Annotated in this window: 16 protein-coding genes and 1 tRNA gene; 15 read left to right on the top strand and 2 right to left on the bottom strand. The window is 69.9% G+C overall.

The genetic code is table 11. The features are described from left to right. Positions 1–41: 41 nt before the first annotated feature. The 14 genes from hisG to BIV04_RS00840 all read left to right on the top strand — a co-directional run bounded on the left by hisG (position 42) and on the right by BIV04_RS00840 (position 17,157). The gene (gene hisG / locus BIV04_RS00905) at positions 42–881 is read left to right on the top strand and encodes an ATP phosphoribosyltransferase (protein ID WP_054146064.1); all 840 of its coding nucleotides are present in this window, start codon (positions 42–44) and stop codon (positions 879–881) included. A 2-nt stretch (positions 882–883) separates the two neighbouring features. Further along, positions 884–1,690: an imidazole glycerol phosphate synthase subunit HisF gene (gene hisF, locus BIV04_RS00900; protein ID WP_071253385.1), complete on the top strand. Its 807-nt coding sequence runs from the start codon at positions 884–886 to the stop codon at positions 1,688–1,690. Positions 1,691–1,772: 82 nt separating this feature from the next. After that, positions 1,773–2,189, top strand: a complete 417-nt coding sequence (gene hisI / locus BIV04_RS00895) for a phosphoribosyl-AMP cyclohydrolase (RefSeq protein ID WP_054146066.1) — start codon at positions 1,773–1,775, stop codon at positions 2,187–2,189. After that, positions 2,182–3,714 carry an anthranilate synthase component I gene (locus tag BIV04_RS00890; protein WP_369825250.1) on the top strand — a complete coding sequence of 511 codons (1,533 nt, stop codon included), beginning with the start codon at positions 2,182–2,184 and terminating at the stop codon, positions 3,712–3,714. Before hisI ends, BIV04_RS00890 begins: the two co-directional genes overlap by 8 nt. Continuing rightward, entirely contained in the window at positions 3,714–4,358 is a 645-nt protein-coding gene (locus BIV04_RS00885) for a Trp biosynthesis-associated membrane protein (protein ID WP_071253383.1), read from the top strand. Before BIV04_RS00890 ends, BIV04_RS00885 begins: the two co-directional genes overlap by 1 nt. Before the next feature lie 81 nt (positions 4,359–4,439). After that, positions 4,440–4,718, top strand: a complete 279-nt coding sequence (locus BIV04_RS00880) for a DUF6704 family protein (RefSeq protein ID WP_043592886.1) — start codon at positions 4,440–4,442, stop codon at positions 4,716–4,718. Beyond that, on the top strand, positions 4,719–5,492 hold the full coding sequence (gene trpC, locus BIV04_RS00875; RefSeq protein WP_071253380.1) for an indole-3-glycerol phosphate synthase TrpC: 774 nt from the start codon (positions 4,719–4,721) through the stop codon (positions 5,490–5,492). A 2-nt stretch (positions 5,493–5,494) separates the two neighbouring features. Continuing rightward, the gene (gene trpB, locus BIV04_RS00870; RefSeq protein WP_056045283.1) at positions 5,495–6,703 is read left to right on the top strand and encodes a tryptophan synthase subunit beta; all 1,209 of its coding nucleotides are present in this window, start codon (positions 5,495–5,497) and stop codon (positions 6,701–6,703) included. Further along, positions 6,700–7,515, top strand: a complete 816-nt coding sequence (gene trpA, locus BIV04_RS00865) for a tryptophan synthase subunit alpha (RefSeq protein WP_083396034.1) — start codon at positions 6,700–6,702, stop codon at positions 7,513–7,515. Before trpB ends, trpA begins: the two co-directional genes overlap by 4 nt. An 85-nt stretch (positions 7,516–7,600) precedes the next feature. After that, positions 7,601–8,602 carry a prolipoprotein diacylglyceryl transferase gene (gene lgt, locus BIV04_RS00860; protein WP_071253379.1) on the top strand — a complete coding sequence of 334 codons (1,002 nt, stop codon included), beginning with the start codon at positions 7,601–7,603 and terminating at the stop codon, positions 8,600–8,602. A gap of 288 nt (positions 8,603–8,890) precedes the next feature. Beyond that, positions 8,891–13,468 carry a glutamate synthase large subunit gene (gene gltB / locus BIV04_RS00855; protein ID WP_071253377.1) on the top strand — a complete coding sequence of 1,526 codons (4,578 nt, stop codon included), beginning with the start codon at positions 8,891–8,893 and terminating at the stop codon, positions 13,466–13,468. Next, on the top strand, positions 13,461–14,918 hold the full coding sequence (locus BIV04_RS00850) for a glutamate synthase subunit beta (protein WP_071253375.1): 1,458 nt from the start codon (positions 13,461–13,463) through the stop codon (positions 14,916–14,918). Before gltB ends, BIV04_RS00850 begins: the two co-directional genes overlap by 8 nt. 78 nt (positions 14,919–14,996) lie before the next feature. Beyond that, positions 14,997–16,445 carry a pyruvate kinase gene (pyk, locus tag BIV04_RS00845; RefSeq protein WP_071253373.1) on the top strand — a complete coding sequence of 483 codons (1,449 nt, stop codon included), beginning with the start codon at positions 14,997–14,999 and terminating at the stop codon, positions 16,443–16,445. A gap of 85 nt (positions 16,446–16,530) precedes the next feature. Beyond that, a complete protein-coding gene (locus BIV04_RS00840) occupies positions 16,531–17,157 on the top strand; it encodes a hypothetical protein (RefSeq protein WP_071253371.1) in 627 nt (208 codons plus the stop codon). 124 nt (positions 17,158–17,281) lie between these two features. Here BIV04_RS00840 and BIV04_RS00835 read toward each other — a convergent pair whose 3' ends face one another. Together BIV04_RS00835 and BIV04_RS00830 are read right to left on the bottom strand one after the other, a co-directional pair. Continuing rightward, positions 17,282–17,485: a cold-shock protein gene (locus BIV04_RS00835; protein WP_043592793.1), complete on the bottom strand. Its 204-nt coding sequence runs from the start codon at positions 17,483–17,485 to the stop codon at positions 17,282–17,284. A 313-nt stretch (positions 17,486–17,798) separates the two neighbouring features. Then, positions 17,799–17,884 (bottom strand) — tRNA-Leu (locus BIV04_RS00830). Positions 17,885–17,923: 39 nt separating this feature from the next. On the opposite strand from BIV04_RS00830, the gene BIV04_RS16955 reads away from it, so the two are divergent. Next, positions 17,924–18,529, top strand: a complete 606-nt coding sequence (locus tag BIV04_RS16955) for an ANTAR domain-containing response regulator (RefSeq protein ID WP_043592796.1) — start codon at positions 17,924–17,926, stop codon at positions 18,527–18,529. The last annotated feature ends 26 nt before the right edge of the window (positions 18,530–18,555 follow it).

Below are 18,555 nucleotides of genomic sequence, written 5' to 3'. Positions count from 1 at the left end.
GTCACGCCGCTCGCGCGGCACCCCAGCAGACAGAGAACCCCATGCTCCGCGTCGCAGTGCCCAACAAGGGATCGCTCAGCGAGACCGCCTCCGCCATGCTCGCCGAGGCCGGCTACACCGGTCGCCGAGACCCCAAGACCCTCCACGTCGAAGACCCGCGAAACGGCGTCGAGTTCTTCTACCTCCGTCCGCGCGACATCGCGACCTACGTGGGGTCGGGCGCGCTCGACGTGGGCATCACGGGCCGCGACCTGCTGCTCGACTCGCACTCGCCGGCCCACGAGGTCGCCCCCCTCGACTTCGGTGGCTCGACCTTCCGCTTCGCGGGCCCTCCCGGCCGTTTCGCCGATCTGCGCCAACTGCAGGGCACCCGGGTCGCGACCAGCTACGCAGGCCTCGTCGGGTCCTTCCTCGAGAGCCACGGAGTCACGGCGACCCTCGTGCCGCTCGACGGCGCCGTCGAGAGCGCGGTGCAGCTGGGCGTCGCCGACGCGGTGGCCGACGTCGTCTCGACCGGTGCCACCCTGCGTGCGGCGGGGCTCGAGATCTTCGGGCCGGTCATCCTCGAGTCGACCGCCGTCCTCATCTCGTCCGATGCCGAGGTCGACGGCCTGGCGGTCCTCCACCGACGCCTGCAAGGCGTGCTCGTGGCCCGGCAGTACGTCCTGATGGACTACGACGTCCCGGTCGCCAAGCTCGATGCCGCGACCGCCGTCGCCGGCGGCATGGAGTCGCCGACCGTCTCCCCGCTGCACGATCGCGACTGGGCCGCCGTGCGCGTGATGGTCCCGCGGTCCGACACGAACCAGGTCATGGACGCGCTCTACGACCTCGGTGCCCGGGCCATCCTGGTCAGCCCGATCCACGCCGCGAGGCTGTAGCCGTGGCCGCCGACGACTCGGTCGCCACCGGCGCAGCCGCTGCGGACGCGTCCCTCGCCGTCCGGGTCATCCCGTGCCTCGACGTGGCCGCAGGACGCGTGGTCAAGGGCGTCAACTTCCTCGACCTGCGAGACGCGGGCGACCCGGTCGAGCTGGCCCGTACCTATTACGAGCAGGGTGCCGACGAGATCACCTTCCTCGACGTCACGGCCACGGTCGACGAACGGTCGACCACCTACGACGTCGTCCGGGCGACGGCCGAGCAGGTCTTCATCCCGTTGACGGTCGGTGGCGGCGTTCGCACCACCGACGACGTCGCGCGGCTGCAGGCGGCCGGGGCCGACAAGATCGGCGTGAACAGCGCCGCCATCGCCCGGCCCGACCTCATCGGCGAGATCGCCGACCGCTTCGGGGCACAGGCGGTCGTCCTCTCGCTCGACGTCAAGCGGTCCACCGGCACCCCGTCGGGCTTCGTCGTCACGACCCACGGTGGCCGCACCGAGACGACCCTCGACGCGCTCGCCTGGGCCCGTGAGGCCATCGAACGCGGAGCGGGCGAACTGCTCGTCAACTCGATCGACGCCGACGGCACCAAGCAGGGCTTCGACCTCGAACTCGTCCGCGCCATGCGCGAGCTGAGCCGGGTGCCGGTCGTCGCGTCCGGAGGCGCGGGTCGACTCGAGCACTTCGCCCCCGCCATCGAGGCGGGTGCCGATGCCGTGCTCGCCGCGTCGGTCTTCCACAACGGCGAACTCACCGTCGGCCAGGTCAAGGACGAGCTGGCTCGGTCCGGGGCGATCGTCCGCTGAGGCGGGCCGTCACTCGTCAGAGACCGCACCCGACCACGCGACCCCGCACCGCACCGCACCGCACCGCACCGAGGAGCACACCATGACCGACCAGCTGACGCGTGAGACGGTCGAGCCCGTCGTCGCCCGTGCCCGGTTCGACGCGTCGGGGCTGCTGCCCGCCATCATCCAGCAAGAGGGCACGAAGGACGTGCTCATGATGGGCTGGATGGACGCCGAGGCGCTCCGCCGCACGCTCACCGAGGGGCGTGTCACCTTCTGGTCCCGGTCTCGTCAGGAGTACTGGCGGAAGGGCGACACGTCCGGTCACGCGCAGTTCGTCCGCGCCGCCGCCCTCGACTGCGACGACGACGTGCTGCTCGTCACCGTCGAGCAGATCGGCGCGGCCTGCCACACGGGTTCCCACTCCTGTTTCGAGGTCGACCCGCTCGAGCCGGCCACCGCCTCCTCGTCCCTGCCGTCCGGCGACACCGACCCCACCGGAGGCCTCCGTGGCTGACGCCCCGATCCGCACCTCGACCACCCGGGCCCAGTTCGACGCGCGGCTGGCCGGCCATCGGGTCGTCCCGGTCGTGCGCGACCTCTTCGCCGACGGCGAGACCCCGGTCGGGGTGTACCGCAAGCTGGCGGACGGCCGGCCCGGCAGCTTCCTGCTCGAGTCGGCGGCCCAGGGCGGCATCTGGTCCCGGTGGTCCTTCGTGGGCGTCTCGTCCTTCGGCGTGCTCACCACGGACGGCGGCGAAGCCCGTTGGATCGACTACGGCATCGACCGCGAGCGGGCCCTGGGCGACGCCACGGGCCGCCCGCTCGAGGTGCTCTCCGCCCTCCACCACCGGTGGGCCACCCCGCGCATCGACGGGATGCCGCCCCTCACCGGCGGCCTGGTCGGTTTCATCGGCTGGGAGGCCGTGCGCGAGCTCGAGCACCTGCCCGACGTGCCGCCGGCCGAGTTCACGGTGCCCTCGCAGGCGCTCAGCTTCGTCTCCGAGCTCGTGGCACTCGACCACCGCACGGGGGCCGTCCTGCTCGTCGCGACCGCGTTAAACGACGGCACCGACGAGCCCGACGTCCTGTGGGCCGACGCGCAGTCGCGACTCGACGACCTACAGTCCCGCCTCGCGGCCCCGAGCGAGGCCTTTCTGTCCGACGTCGACCTGACGATCGAGGCCACGCCCACCCGACGCTCGACCGACGACGAGTACGCGCACGCCATCCAGCGGTCGAAGCAGTTCATCCACGACGGCGACGTCTTCCAGGTCGTCATCTCCCAGCGCTTCGACCACGAGGTCACGGCCCAACCGCTCGACGTCTACCGGGTGCTGCGGACGCTCAACCCGAGCCCGTACATGTACCTGGTGACGCTCGACGACGTGCGGGGCCGTCCGTACACCATCGTCGGCTCGTCGCCCGAGGCGCTGGTCAAGGTCGACGGACGGCGGGCCTACACGCATCCCATCGCCGGATCGAAGCCCCGGGGCGCGTCGCCCGACGAGGACCAGCGCTACGCCGACGAGCTCGCCTCGGACGAGAAAGAACGCGCCGAGCACCTCATGCTGGTCGACCTGGCCCGCAACGACCTGCTCAAGGTGTGCACGCCCGGCACCGTCGAGGTCACCGAGTTCATGCAGGTCGAACGGTTCAGCCACATCATGCACCTCGTGTCCAGCGTCGAGGGCGACCTGGCCCCCGGCAAGGACGCCATCGACGCGTTCCGGGCCACCTTCCCGGCCGGGACGCTGTCGGGTGCCCCTAAACCCCGGGCCCTCGAGATCATCGACGAGCTCGAGCCGGCCCAGCGCGGCGTCTACGGGGGAGTCGTCGGTTACTTCGACTTCGCCGGCTCGGCCGACGTCGCGATCGCGATCCGCACCGTCCTCCTGCAGGACGGCGTGGCCCGCGTCCAGGCCGGCGCCGGACTCGTCGCCGACAGCGACCCGGTCGCCGAGAACCAGGAGGCGCGCAACAAGGCCGCGGCCCCCTTGCGTGCCGTCGCGGTCGCCAACGCCATGACACGGCTCCACTGATGCCCGCTCGTCGCCTCAAGCTCACGACGATCCTGGCGGGCATCCTGCTCGCGGGGCTCGCCCTGCTGTCCTGGACGCAGGACTGGTTCCACGTCGTCGTCGCGTCACCCCAGGGTGGAGACCTGCCCCTCGCCGTCGCCGGCGACGTCGCCGGTGCGCCGCTGTCCGCCCTCTCGCTGGCCAGCCTGGCACTCTTCGGTGCGCTCACCATCGCCGGTCGGGTGTTCCGCGTCGTCCTGGGGGTGCTGCAGGTGGCGCTGGGAGTCAGCGTCGTCGTCACGACGGCGACGGCCCTGGCCGACCCCGTGCGCGCCTCGGGCAGCGCCGTGACGACCGCCACGGGCGTCGACGGCACCGACTCGATCCGGGGCATCGTCTCGTCGGTCGAGCCGACGGCCTGGCCCTGGCTCGGGCTGGTGGCCGGCGTGCTGGCCGCGCTCCTCGGCGTCGCCACCGTGCTCCTCGCGGGCGCCTGGCCCCAGGCCACCCGGAAGTACTCCGCGACGCGACTCGTCGCCGCGGATCCCGCGGCCGATCCCGCGGCCGCCTGGGACGCGCTCTCGGGCGGCGACGACCCGACCGACGCCCCCTCGCGCCCCGACGAGGGCGGGTCGAGCCCCACCGAGCCGGGCCGTACCCGGTAGACTCGGCCCCCGTACCGACCTGATCCAAGGAGCACTGTGAGCACGAACACGACGAGCACCCCCTCCGGTGGCGACGCGCCCCTGAAGAACGCCCCGGCGAAGGTCGACTCCGGCTCGAAGGGCCGCGACACCGAGACGGCCGACGACCTCGGGCACGGCAACTCGCCCGCGGCCTGGACCGCCGTCGTCATCATGCTGGTCGGCTTCGCCATCGGCACCCTGGCGTTCTTCCTCGACGTCCCGTGGATCGTCTGGGCTTCCGCCGGCCTGGTCGTCGTCGGACTCGTCGTGGGTCTCGTGCTCAAGAAGGCCGGTTACGGCGTCGGCGGCCACCGCTACGTGCCGAAGGCCCACAACTAGGTGCTCGACGACCTGTACGCGGGTGCCGTGGCCGACGCCGCAGCACGCCGTGAGTCCCTTTCGTTCGCCGCCATCGAGGCGGCGGCCCTCTCGCGCGAGCCCGCCCTCGACGCCCGCGCCGCACTCGCCCCGGCCGAGCGCGTCAAGGTCATCGCCGAGGTCAAGCGGGCGAGCCCGTCCCGAGGCCACCTCTCGACCATCGCCGATCCGGCGTCGTTGGCCCTGTCGTACGCGGCCGGGGGAGCGAGCGCGATCAGCGTCCTCACCGAGGGCCGCAAGTTCAAAGGCTCCCTCGCCGATCTCGAAGCGGTCCGTGCCGCCGTCGACGTCCCCGTCCTCCGCAAGGACTTCATCGCCGACGCTTACCAGGTCTTCGAGGCGAGGGCGGCCGGTGCCGACCTCGTCCTGCTGATCGTGGCCGGGCTCGAGCAGCCCCGTCTCGTCGAGTTGCACGACCTCGTGCGGCAGCTGGGCATGACGGCACTGATCGAGGCGCACTCGGCCGACGAGGTGTCGCGAGGCCTCGATGCCGGCGCCACCGTCCTCGGCGTCAACGCTCGCGATCTGACGACCTTCGAACTCGACCGTGACCTCTTCGGTCGCCTGTCCGACTCGATCCCGGCGGGCGTCACCCGCGTCGCCGAGTCGGCCGTCTCGTCTCCCGACGACGTCGCCCACTACCGTCGCTCGGGTGCCGACGTCGTGCTCGTGGGCGAAGCCCTCGTGACCCACGGCGACCCCGCCGACGCCATCACCCGCTTCCTGGAGGTCTGACCATGGCATTACGCGACGAGACGGGACCGTACTTCGGCTCGTTCGGTGGGCGCTTCGTGCCCGAGTCCCTCGTGGCCGCTCTCGACGAGCTCGACGCGGCCTACAAGGCCGCCGCCGTCGACCCCGAGTTCGCCGCCGAGCTGACGGCTCTGCACGCCACCTACACGGGTCGGCCGTCGATCATCACCGAGGTGCCGCGATTCGCTCAGCACGCGGGCGGCGCCCGCATCATCCTGAAACGTGAAGACCTCAACCACACGGGGTCGCACAAGATCAACAACGTGCTCGGGCAGGCCCTGCTCGCCCGCAAACTCGGCAAGACCCGTCTGATCGCCGAGACCGGGGCGGGTCAGCACGGCGTCGCCACGGCCACCGCGGCCGCGCTCTTCGGCATGGAGTGCGTCGTCTACATGGGGCAGGTCGACACCGAGCGCCAGGCTCTCAACGTCGCACGGATGCGCCTGCTCGGGGCCGAGGTCGTCTCGGTCACGACCGGTTCTCGCACCCTCAAGGACGCCATCAACGACGCCATGCGCGACTGGGTCTCCAGCGTCGACACCACGCACTACGTGCTGGGCACGGTTGCCGGCCCGCACCCCTTCCCCGCCATGGTGCGCGACTTCCACAAGATCATCGGCGAAGAGGCCCGCCAGCAGGTCCTCGACCTGACCGGTGCGCTGCCCGACGCCGTCACGGCCTGCGTCGGCGGCGGCTCGAACGCGATGGGCATCTTCCACGCATTCCTCGACGATCCCTCTGTCCGGCTCTTCGGCTTCGAGGCCGGCGGCGACGGCGTCGAGACGGGCCGTCACGCGGCCTCGATCACGCTGGGCCGCATCGGCAACCTCCAGGGCACCAAGTCCTACCTCATGCAGGACGAGGACGGTCAGACCCTCGAGAGCCACTCCATCTCCGCAGGTCTCGACTACCCGAGCGTCGGCCCGGAGCACGCCTGGCTGTCCGAGTCGGGTCGAGCCGAGTACCAGCCGATCACCGACGACGAGGCCATGCAGGCTTTCCGTCTGCTCTCGCAGACCGAGGGCATCATGCCGGCCATCGAGTCGGCACACGCCCTGGCGGGCACGATCAAGCTCGGCCTCGAGCACCCCGACTGGACGATCCTGGTCTCTCTCAGCGGGCGTGGCGACAAGGACGTCTCGACCGCGAGCCGGTACTTCGGCGTCCTCGACGAGAAGGCGCAGCAGCTGTGACCGCCGCGATCCACGACGGAACGAGCAAGGTCGGCGACGCCATCCGGGCTCGGCGCGACGCCGGGAGCGGTGCCGTCGTCGGTTACCTGCCCGTCGGGTTCCCCGACCTCGACACGAGCATCGAGGCCGCGGTGGCGATGGCCGAGAACGGCATCGACGTCATCGAGCTGGGCATCCCGTACTCCGACCCGGTGATGGACGGGCCGGTGATCCAGGCCGCGACGCAGCGATCCCTCGCCGAAGGGTTCCGCGTGCGCGACGTCTTCACGGCGATCCGCGAGATCACCTCGCGCGTCGACGCCCCCGTCATCCCGATGACCTACTGGAACCCGGTCGAGCAGTACGGCGTCCAGCGTTTCGCCGACGATCTCGCAGCTGCGGGCGGCGCGGGGCTCATCACCCCCGACCTGATCCCCGACGAGGCCGACGCGTGGATGGCCGCCGCCCTGGCCGCGGACCTCGACCGGGTGTTCCTGGCCGCTCCGTCGTCCAGCGAATCGCGCCTCCGCCAGGCCGTCGCGAGCAGTCGCGGCTTCGTCTACACCGTCTCGACGATGGGCATCACCGGTGCCCGCACCGACGTCGACGCAGCGGCCAGCACCCTCGTCGCCCGACTCCGCGAGGTGGGCGTCGAGAACGCCTGCGTGGGTCTCGGCATCTCCACCGCCCAGCAGGTCCGCGAAGTACTCGAGTACGCCGACGGCGCCATCATCGGTTCGGCCTTCGTCCGGGCACTCGCCGACGGCGGGGTCGAACGCCTCGCCGAGGTCTCCGCCGACCTCTCGTCCGGCGCGGCCCCGTCCGCCTCCTGACCCTCTCGGGTCCGACGCCCTCGCGCTAGAGTCGTCACCCGTCGGGTGACCGACGCTCCGCACCCCTCCGAAAGGCACCACGCCCGTGTTCGTTCCCCTGAGCATCCCGAGCCCGTCGGCCGCCTGGCAGTACTTCGACGTCACCGCCTGGCTGAACTCGACCTTCGGGGCTTCGCTGCCCGGTTCGCTGCGCATCCACGCCTACGCCATCTGCATCCTCGTCGGCATCGTCGCGGCGGTCATCATCACGAACCACCGCCTCAACCGGCAGGGGGCCGAGAAGGGCATCGTCATCGACGTGGCCATCTGGGCCGTGGTCTTCGGCATCGCGGGGGGACGCCTCTTCCACGTCATCACCCACCCGGCGGACTACTTCTCGTCGCCCGACCAGTACATCCACGTCCTGTTCGTGTGGGAGGGCGGCCTCGCCATCTACGGAGCTCTCCTGTTGGGTGCCGTGGGCGTCTGGCTCGGCTGCCGCTTCACCGGTCTGCGGTTCACGGTGTTCGCCGACGCCCTCGCCCCCGGACTGCTCGTCGCGCAGGCCTTCGGACGCCTCGGCAACTGGTTCAACCACGAGCTCTTCGGCATGCCGACCGACCTGCCCTGGGGCCTCGAGATCGAGTCGACGAACGCCGCCTACCCGACCGGCCTGCCCGAGGGCACGCTCTTCCACCCCACGTTCCTGTACGAGATCGTTTGGATGCTCGCCGGGGTCGCGCTCCTGCTGCTCCTCGAGAAGAAGGCCCCGATGCAGTGGGGCCGGTCGCTCGCCTTCTACCTGGTCTGGTACGGCATCGGCCGGGCCTGGTTCGAGTCGATCCGCACCGATCCCAGCCTGCTCTTCTTCGGCATCCGGACGAACGTCTGGATGAGCTTCTTCGCCGTCGTCCTCGGCATCGTCCTCTTCGTCGTCGCCGCACGTCGGCACACCGGCACCGTCCCCGGCCCCTACGTGCCCGGTCGCGCACCGAGCGAGCGGGCGTCTGCTGTAGACTCCGACGACACGTACACGGAGAACGACGAACCCGAGTTGGTCACCGTCGGCGCATCGGACGACAACACCGATCGCTCACCGCGTCCCTAGGTCGTCCACTCCACGACGACCGCGGGCCCGGCGCCCCACCGTCGTGGCGCCCGATCCTCTCCACCCCATCCCGGTGCGAACGATCCGCCCGCGACACGGTTCTGTGCACGCACCCGCGCCTCGTAAGATCGAGCGCAGTCGGCCCCTCCCGCCGGCGTGCACGCACACGGTCGCCACGAGCCGACCTCTCCCGCCGAATCGGGGCCGCCCACAGACCGCGGTCCCGCGAGGCACCTCGGGCCGACGTCGTCCCGCCCCCTGTCGGATCTCTTCGTGAGGACGGATTCCATGGCTCTCACGCCAGCCCACCAGCAGTTCAGCACGGTCCCCGAGGCCAGCGGCCTCTACGACCCGCGCAACGAGAAGGACGCCTGCGGCCTCGCCATGGTCGCGACCCTCCGCGGAACCCCTGGCCACGACATCGTCGACACCGCCCTCCGAGCCCTCCGGAACCTCGAGCACCGAGGTGCCGTCGGCTCCGACGCCGGCACCGGCGACGGTGCGGGCATCCTCTGCCAGGTGCCCGACGAGTTCCTCCGTCACGAGGTCGACTTCGACCTGCCGCCGGCAGGCCAGTACGCGGTGGGCATCGCCTACCTGCCCCTCGACGACCAGGAGCGCTCCGAGCTGAAGACGGGCATCGAGCGCATCGCCGACCTCGAGCACCTCGACGTGCTCGGCTGGCGCGAGGTCCCCGTGCGACCCGAAGAGCTGGGCACTCTCGCGCGCAACGCCATGCCCGCCTTCGAGCAGCTCTTCGTCGCCAGCAGGCACCACGACGCCGACGGCGTCCCGCTCGCCGGAGTCGCGCTGGACCGTCAGGCGTTCCGGCTGCGCAAGCGTGCCGAGCGCAAGCTCTCGGCCTACTTCACCTCGCTGGGCAGCCGGACCATGGTCTACAAGGGCATGGTCACCACGCTGCAGCTGGAGCCGTTCTACCCCGACCTGAGCGACGAGCGCTTCGCGTCGAAGCTCGCCATCGTGCACTCGCGCTACTCGACGAACACGTTCCCGTCGTGGCCGCTGGCGCAACCGTTCCGCATGATCGCGCACAACGGCGAGATCAACACGGTACGGGGCAACCGCAACTGGATGCGCGCCCGTCAGTCCCAGCTCGAGAACGAGCTGATCGGCGACCTCAAGCCCATCCTCCCGATCGTCAGCCCGGGAGCGAGTGACTCGGCGTCGTTCGACGAGGTCGTCGAGCTGCTCAGCCTCACCGGCCGGTCGCTGCCGCACGCGGTCATGATGATGGTGCCCGAGGCCTGGGAGAACCAGGTCGACATCGACCCCACCCTGCGCGACTTCTACGAGTACCACTCCATGCTCATGGAGGCGTGGGACGGTCCGGCGGCCATCACGTTCACCGACGGCACGCACGTCGGTGCCACCCTCGACCGGAACGGCTTGCGACCGGGCCGCTATCTCGTCACCGACGACGGCCTCGTGGTCCTCGCGAGCGAGATCGGCGTCATCGACGTCGATCCCGCCAAGGTGGTCCGCAAAGGCCGGCTCCGTCCCGGCAAGATGTTCCTGGTCGACACCGAGGCCGGGCGCATCATCGAGGACGACGAGATCAAGCGTGACCTCGCCACGGCCGCGCCGTACGGCGAGTGGCTCGCCGAGGGGCGCATCCACCTCTCCGAGCTGCCCGAGCGCGAGCACATCGTGCACACCCCCGCGTCGGTCACCCGGCGTCAACGCACCTTCGGTTACACCGAAGAGGAGGTCCGCATCCTGCTGACCCCGATGGCGAAGACCGGTGCCGAGCCCCTCGGGGCCATGGGGAGCGACACGCCGATCGCCGTCCTGTCGGAGCGCCCGCGCCTCCTGTTCGACTACTTCACGCAGCAGTTCGCCCAGGTGACGAACCCGCCGCTCGACTCGATCCGCGAGTCGGTGGTCACGTCGCTCAAGCTGGGCCTCGGACCCGAGCGGAACCTGCTCGCCGCGACCCCCGAGCACGCCCGTCAGGTGATCCTGGACTTCCCGGTCATCGACAACGACGAGCTCGCGAAGATCCAGCACATCGACCCGAGCCCCGGGTCCCGCAAGACGTCGACCATCCGTGGGCTCTACCGGGCGGACAAGGGTCCGCGGGCGCTCGAGAAGCGGATCGCCGCCATGTGCAACGAGGTGGACGACGCCATCGAGGCCGGCGCCGAGTTCATCGTGCTCTCCGACCGCGACTCGAACGCCGACTTCGCGCCCGTGCCGTCGCTGCTCATGATCGCCGCGGTGCACCACCACCTGATCCGCACCGAGAACCGCATGAAGGTCGGCCTGATCGTCGAGGCCGGAGACGTGCGCGAGGTGCACCACGTGGCCACCCTGATCGGCTACGGTGCGTCCGCCGTCAACCCGTACCTCGCGATGGAGACCTGCGAGAACCTCGTGCGCGCGGGCATGATCACCGGGTTGAGCCCCGAGGACGCCGTGCACAACCTGATCAAGGCGCTCGGCAAGGGCGTGCTCAAGATCATGTCGAAGATGGGCATCTCGACGGTGTCGAGCTACGCCGCGGCGCAGGCGTTCGAGGCCGTGGGCCTCAGCCAGGAGTTCGTCGACACCTACTTCACCGGAACCTCGTCGATGCTCGGCGGCGTCGGGATCGACGTCATCGCGGCCGAGAACAAGCAGCGTCACACGAGCGCCTACCCCAGCGACGGCTCCGTCATCGCCCACGAGCGGCTGGCCACGGGCGGCGAGTACCAGTGGCGCCGCGAAGGTCCACGTCACCTCTTCAACCCCGACACCGTGTTCCGGCTGCAGCACGCCACGCGCACGCGCCGCTACGACATCTTCCGTGAGTACACCAAGCTGGTCGATGACCAGGCCGAGCAGCTGATGACGCTGCGCGGGCTGTTCCGGCTCAAGCACGGCGTGCGGCCGCCCGTACCGCTCGACGAGGTCGAGCCCATCGAGGCGATCGTCAAGCGGTTCTCGACGGGGGCGATGAGCTATGGCTCGATCTCGCAAGAGGCACACGAGACGCTCGCGATCGCGATGAACCGTCTCGGTGGGAAGTCCAACACCGGCGAAGGCGGTGAGGACGTCGACCGGCTGCTCGATCCCGAGCGCCGGAGCGCCGTCAAGCAGGTGGCCTCCGGCCGGTTCGGCGTCACGAGCATGTACCTGACGCACGCCACCGACATCCAGCTTAAGATGGCGCAGGGCGCCAAGCCCGGCGAGGGCGGTCAGCTGCCGCCGACCAAGGTCTACCCGTGGGTCGCTCGCACCCGACACGCCACGGCGGGCGTCGGCCTCATCTCGCCGCCGCCGCACCACGACATCTACTCGATCGAAGACCTGAAGCAGCTCATCTTCGACGTCAAACGTGCCAACCCCAAGGCCCGCGTCCACGTCAAGCTCGTGAGCCAGTCGGGAATCGGCGCGGTCGCGGCGGGGGTCACGAAGGCACTGGCCGACGTCGTGCTCGTGTCCGGTCACGACGGGGGCACCGGCGCCAGTCCTCTGAACTCGCTGAAGCACGCGGGCACGCCCTGGGAGATCGGCCTGGCCGAGACCCAGCAGACCCTGATGCTCAACGGGATGCGCGACCGTGTCGTCGTGCAGGTCGACGGTCAGATGAAGACCGGTCGCGACGTCCTCATCGCGGCCCTGCTCGGTGGCGAGGAGTTCGGCTTCGCGACGGCGCCGCTGATCGTCGAGGGCTGCATCATGATGCGGGTCTGCCATCTCGACACCTGCCCGGTGGGCGTGGCGACGCAGAACCCCGAGCTCCGTGCCCGTTTCTCGGGCAAGCCCGAGTTCGTCGTCAACTTCTTCGAGTTCCTCGCTCAGGAGGTGCGCGAGTACCTGGCCGCCCTGGGGTTCCGCAGCCTCGACGAGGCCGTCGGCCGGACGGACGTCCTCGACGTCGACCGCGCCGTCGACCACTGGAAGGCCTCGGGTCTCGACCTCGCCCCGGTGCTGGTCGGGCCGACCTTCGCCGATGACGAGCCCCGCCGCAACCACACCACGCAGGACCACGGCCTCGACGAGCACTTCGACGTCCAGTTGATCGAGCGCAGCGCCGACGTGCTCGAGAACGGCGGACACGTCGAGATCACCCTGCCCATCCGCAACACCGAGCGCGCGGTCGGCACCATGCTCGGGCACGAGGTCACCCTGCGACACGGCGAGCACGGGCTTCCCGACGGCAGCATCGAGATCAACCTCAGCGGTTCGGCCGGTCAGTCGCTCGGCGCCTTCCTGCCCTCCGGCATCACGCTGCGACTCGAGGGCGACAGCAACGACTACGTGGGCAAGGGCCTCTCCGGCGGCAACGTCGTCGTGCGCCCGCCCCGCGGCAGCGCGTTCGCCGCCGAGGAGAACGTCATCGCCGGCAACGTCATCGGCTACGGTGCCACCCAGGGCAGCATGTTCCTGCGCGGCATCGTGGGGGAGCGCTTCCTGGTCCGCAACTCCGGGGCCAGCGCGGTCGCCGAGGGCGTGGGAGACCACGCGCTCGAGTACATGACGGGCGGCCTCGCCGTCATCCTGGGCAACACGGGCCGCAACCTGGGTGCGGGCATGTCGGGAGGCACGGCCTACGTGCACCGGCTCAAGCCCGAACGGGTCAACGCCGAGGCGCTCACCTCGGGTGAACTCGAACTCCACCCGCTCGGCAGCGCCGACGTCGAGATCCTCACCGATCTGCTGCGACGGCACCTGGCCGAGACCGGATCACCCGTGGCTCGGCGCATGCTCGACGACCTCGACGCCACGGTGGCCGAGTTCGTCAAGGTGCTGCCCCGCGACTACGCCGCCGTCCTCGCCACCCGGCAGACGGCCGTCGACGAGGGTCTCGACCCCGATGGCGACGAGACATGGAAGAGAATCCTGGAGGTGACCGGTGGCTGACCCCAAAGGCTTCCTGAAGACGCAGTCCCGCGAGCTGCCCAAGCGCCGACCCGTGTCGGTCCGGCTCATGGACTGGAAAGAGGTCTACGAGCAACAAGAGAGCGGTGAACTCCGTCGTCAGGCGGGCCGCTGCATGGACTGTGGTGTTCCGTTCTGCCACCAGGGCTGCCCGCTGGGCAACCTGATCCCCGAGTGGAACGACCTCATGTGGCGCGGCGAGGGCCGTCAGGCCATCGAGCGTCTGCACGCGACCAACAACTTCCCCGAGTTCACGGGTCGTCTCTGCCCCGCGCCGTGCGAGTCCTCCTGCGTGCTGGGCATCAACCAGCCCCCGGTGACGATCAAGCAGGTCGAGGTCTCGATCATCGACCAGGCCTTCGCCAACGGCTGGGTCACCCCGCACCCGCCCGAGCGCCTGACCGGCAAGACGGTCGCGGTGGTCGGTTCGGGCCCCGCCGGACTCGCCGCCGCCCAGCAGCTCACCCGCGCGGGCCACACGGTCGCCGTGTACGAGCGCGAGGACCGCATCGGCGGTCTCCTGCGCTACGGCATCCCCGACTTCAAGATGGAGAAGAAGCAACTCGAGCAGCGCATCGCCCAGATGCAGGCCGAGGGCACGCGCTTCCGCGCCCGGGTCGAGATCGGCCGCGACATCGCCTGGGACGACCTCCGGGCCCGATACGACGCCGTCGTCGTCGCGACGGGGGCCACGGTTCCCCGCGACCTGCCCATTCCGGGACGCGACCTGTCCGGCATCCACTTCGCCATGGACTACCTCGTGCAGCAGAACAAGTCCGGTGCGGGCGACACGGTGGCCGACCAGATCACGGCCGAGGGCAAGCACGTCGTCGTCCTGGGCGGCGGCGACACCGGTGCGGACTGCATCGGCACCGCACACCGTCAGGGTGCCCTCTCGGTGACCAACCTCGCGATCGGTCAGCAGCCACCCGAAGAACGCCCCGAGGCCCAGCCGTGGCCGATGTTCCCCACGCTGTTCGAGGTGTCCAGTGCCCACGAAGAGGGCGGCGAGCGGGTCTTCCTGGCCTCGACGGTCGAGTTCCTGACGAACGAGGTCGGAGAGGTGCGGGCCATCCGCGTCGCCGAGACCGAGTACGTCGACGGCCGGCGGGTTCCCAAGGCCGGCACCGAGCGCGAGGTCCCCGCCGACCTCGTCCTCCTCGCGCTCGGCTTCACCGGGCCCGAGCGCGACACCATCGAAGAGCAGCTGCGGCTCACCTTCGACGGTCGCGGATCCCTCGAGCGCGGCGCCACGTACGAGACCGGCGAGCCCGGCGTCTTCGTGACCGGTGACGCCGGTCGCGGGCAGTCGCTCATCGTCTGGGCGATCGCCGAGGGTCGGGCCACGGCCTCGGCCGTCGACGCCTACCTCGAGGGCGAGACCGTGCTGCCCTTCCCGGTGAAGCCCACCGATCGGTCCATCTCGGTCTGATCCGGCCTTCCGACGGGAATAGGGTGGGAGTCGGGCTGTAGTCGTCCCACCCCCTTTCCCCCCACACGAACGGAACACATGAGACGCGCAAAGATCGTCGCCACCCTCGGGCCGGCGACGTCGAGCTACGACGACATCCGGGCGATCATCGACGCCGGCGTCGACGTCGCCCGCATGAACCTCAGTCACGGCAGCTACGACGTCCACGAGGGCGTCTACGCGAACGTCCGCCAGGCGTCCGCCGATTCGGGCCGCGCCGTCGCGGTCCTCGTCGACCTGCAGGGCCCCAAGATCCGTCTCGGCAAGTTCGCCGACGGCCCGCACGACCTCGAGGTCGGCGACGTCTTCAAGATCACCACCGACGAGATCCTGGGCTCCAAAGAGATCTGCGGCACGACGTTCAAGGGCCTTCCCGACGACGTCGAGGCGGGCGACCCGCTCCTGATCGACGACGGCCGCGTCAAGCTCCGCGTCCTCGAGACCGACGGGACCGTCGTGACGACCGAGGTCGTCGTCGCCGGCACCGTCTCGAACAACAAGGGCATCAACCTCCCGGGCGTGGCGGTCAACGTCCCCGCCCTCTCCGACAAAGACGAGGCCGACCTGCGCTGGGGCCTCCAGCTGGGTGCCGACCTGATCGCCCTCTCGTTCGTGCGGGACGCGGACGACGTCGTGCGCGTGCACGAGATCATGGCCGAAGAGGGCCGCAAGGTCCCCGTCTACGCGAAGATCGAGAAGCCCCAGGCCGTCGACAACCTCGAGGCGATCATCGACGCGTTCGACGGCATCATGGTCGCCCGCGGCGACCTCGGCGTCGAGCTGCCCCTCGAGGCCGTGCCCATCGTGCAGAAGCACGCGGTCGAGCTGTCTCGTCGTATGGCCAAGCCGGTCATCGTCGCCACGCAGATGCTCGAGTCGATGATCTCGAGTCCGATCCCCACGCGCGCCGAGACCTCCGACGTCGCCAACGCCGTCCTCGACGGCACCGACGCGGTCATGCTCTCGGGCGAGACGAGCGTCGGCGAGTACCCCGTCATCACGGTGCAGACCATGGCGCGCATCGTCGCCTCCACCGAAGAGCACGGTCTCGAGCGCATCCCCCCGCTGGGTACCCGTCCTCGCACCCAGGGCGGTGCCATCACTCTGGCCGCGGCCGATGTCGCCGAATTCGTCCAGGCGAAGTTCCTCTGCGTCTTCACCGAGTCGGGTGACTCGGTCCGTCGCATGTCGCGTCTGCGCCACTCGATCCCCATCCTGGCCTTCACGCCCAACGAGGCCATCCGTCGCCGCATGGCGATCAGCTGGGGCGTGCAGTCCTACCTGGTCGAGACCGTCACGCACACCGACGCGATGTTCGCGCAGGTCGACGACATCCTCCTCGGCAACGATCTCGCCGAGTCGGGCGACAAGGTCATCGTGATCGCCGGGTCCCCTCCCGGGATCGCGGGTTCGACGAACGACCTCCGGGTGCACCGTGTGGGCGACGCCCACGGCGAGGCCGCCCCGGCGTACGCGTCGCAGCCCTGACACACCGCGACATTCCTGGCGAAGCCGGGGCGATCCCACCGGATCGTCCCGGCTTCGTCGTGTCGGCGGGGCGTACGCTCACCGCATGTCCGTGGACGCCCGACACCCCTCGTGCTTCGAAGTCGAGGCCCGCTTGTACGTCGTGCCGTCGTGGAGCGGTCACGGCGTGGCCGAGACACGACGCAGCTTCGGAGCCGAGATCCAGGAGACCAGCCGAGGAGGCGCGGGGCCGGGCCGGTGGGCGGCCCTCGGTGCCCTCGTCGGCGGCTCGTTCCTCGGGGGAGTGGCCGCGACCGTCTGGCGGGTCGACGGCATCTGGGCCCTGGCGCTCGTCTTCGTCCTGGGCGCCGTGGTCGGGGCCGTGCTCGCCATCGGCACCAGGACGATCTTCCACGACGGAGCGGGCGACCAGCCAGCAGCGGTCGCGGCCCCGAATCCGTCGGATCGACGCCTGCCGGCCGTCGAAGTCCCCTGGGACGTGGCCCGCGCGGCTCCCGAGGACTCCACCGGGGACGAACTGGTCCTCTGGTCGACCCTGACCAGCCGGTACCGCGACGCCCGCGAAGCCCTCGTCGCCGGTGGCGGTGACGACGACCGGTTCACCGACCCCCGCGAGGCCGGAGCACGGATCGCCGAGTGGGAGTCCGCCTACCGGACGGCGAGCCGGGACTACGAACCGGTGGCGCGCCTCCTCGGCTTTCCCCTGCCCTGACGTCGCGCACCCCCGCACTCGAGCCGGGGACGGAGAAAGCCCCGACCCGCGTGAGCGGATCGGGGCTTTCGGTTCAGTGGCGGGCGAGCCCGCCGACTGACGGCGTCACGAGGACGCCACCGAGTCAGATGACGCGGATGTTCTCGGCCTGGAGGCCCTTGTTGCCCTGAGCCGTGTCGAACTCGACCTTCTGGTTCTCTTCCAGGTTGCGGTAGCCGTCGCCGGCGATCGCGGAGAAGTGCGCGAAGACGTCAGTGGTTCCGTCGTCGGGGGTGATGAAGCCGAAGCCCTTTTCGGAGTTGAACCACTTAACGGTGCCTGTTGCCATTTTTCTATTTCCTTCAATCAGAGTTGTCGATCCCGATTTCGAGATCGCTCGTCGCGGTGCCTTTTTGTCCGCTCCCTCTGAGAACGACGCCACCGTCGGAACCCCTCTCGGTGAGAGGAGGCCTTCGGCACGTCGCGAGATACAAATGCGTAACACAACAACCAGTTCCATCAGCGTAGTGCACGGAGGCCCATGGGCACACCCTCTGAGCAGAACTCGTGTCGGCGTGTCGCCTCGACGGCCGGACGAGACAAGGAGATCCACATCTCGTCGGCATGCTCGCGACAGGGCTGGTGCTCGTTCGCGCCGGGGCTGGTGCCGGATGTGGGACTCGAACCCACACGCCCTCACGGACAGAGCATTTTGAGTGCTCCGCGTCTGCCATTCCGCCAATCCGGCGCACAACAACCAGGTCGACAATACCGTAGGCTTCACGTCGTGAGTGACCAGGAAGCAACCCCAGCAGCACCCCGTCGCGTCGTCGTGGCCGAAGATGAGTCCCTCATCCGCCTCGACATCGTCGAGATCCTCCGCGACAACGGTTTCGAGGTGGTGGGCGAGGCCGGAGACGGCGAGACCGCCGTCGCCCTCGCGACCGAGCTGCGCCCCGACCTCGTCATCATGGACGTCAAGATGCCCCAGCTGGACGGCATCTCCGCCGCCGAGCGGCTCTCGAAGGCGCACATCGCGCCGGTCGTCCTGTTGACCGCGTTCAGCCAGAAAGAACTCGTCGAGCGGGCGAGCGAGGCCGGCGCCCTCGCCTACGTCGTGAAGCCCTTCACGCCCAACGACCTGCTGCCGGCGATCGAGATCGCCCTCTCGCGGTATGCACAGATCATCACGCTCGAGGCCGAGGTCGCCGACCTGGTCGAGCGGTTCGAGACCCGCAAGCTCGTCGACCGGGCGAAGGGCCTGCTGAACGAGAAGATGGGGCTCACCGAGCCCGAGGCCTTCCGGTGGATCCAGAAGGCGTCCATGGACCGCCGTCTGACGATGCACGACGTGGCCCAGGCGATCATCGAGCAGCTCAGCGCCAAGAAGTAGTCGCCGCGACGAGAGAAGGCCCGCCC

The sequence above is a fragment of the Frigoribacterium sp. MCBA15_019 genome (genome assembly GCF_001864945.1).
Lineage (GTDB): Bacteria > Actinomycetota > Actinomycetes > Actinomycetales > Microbacteriaceae > Frigoribacterium.
This window is presented reverse-complemented; position numbering and strand designations above follow the sequence as displayed.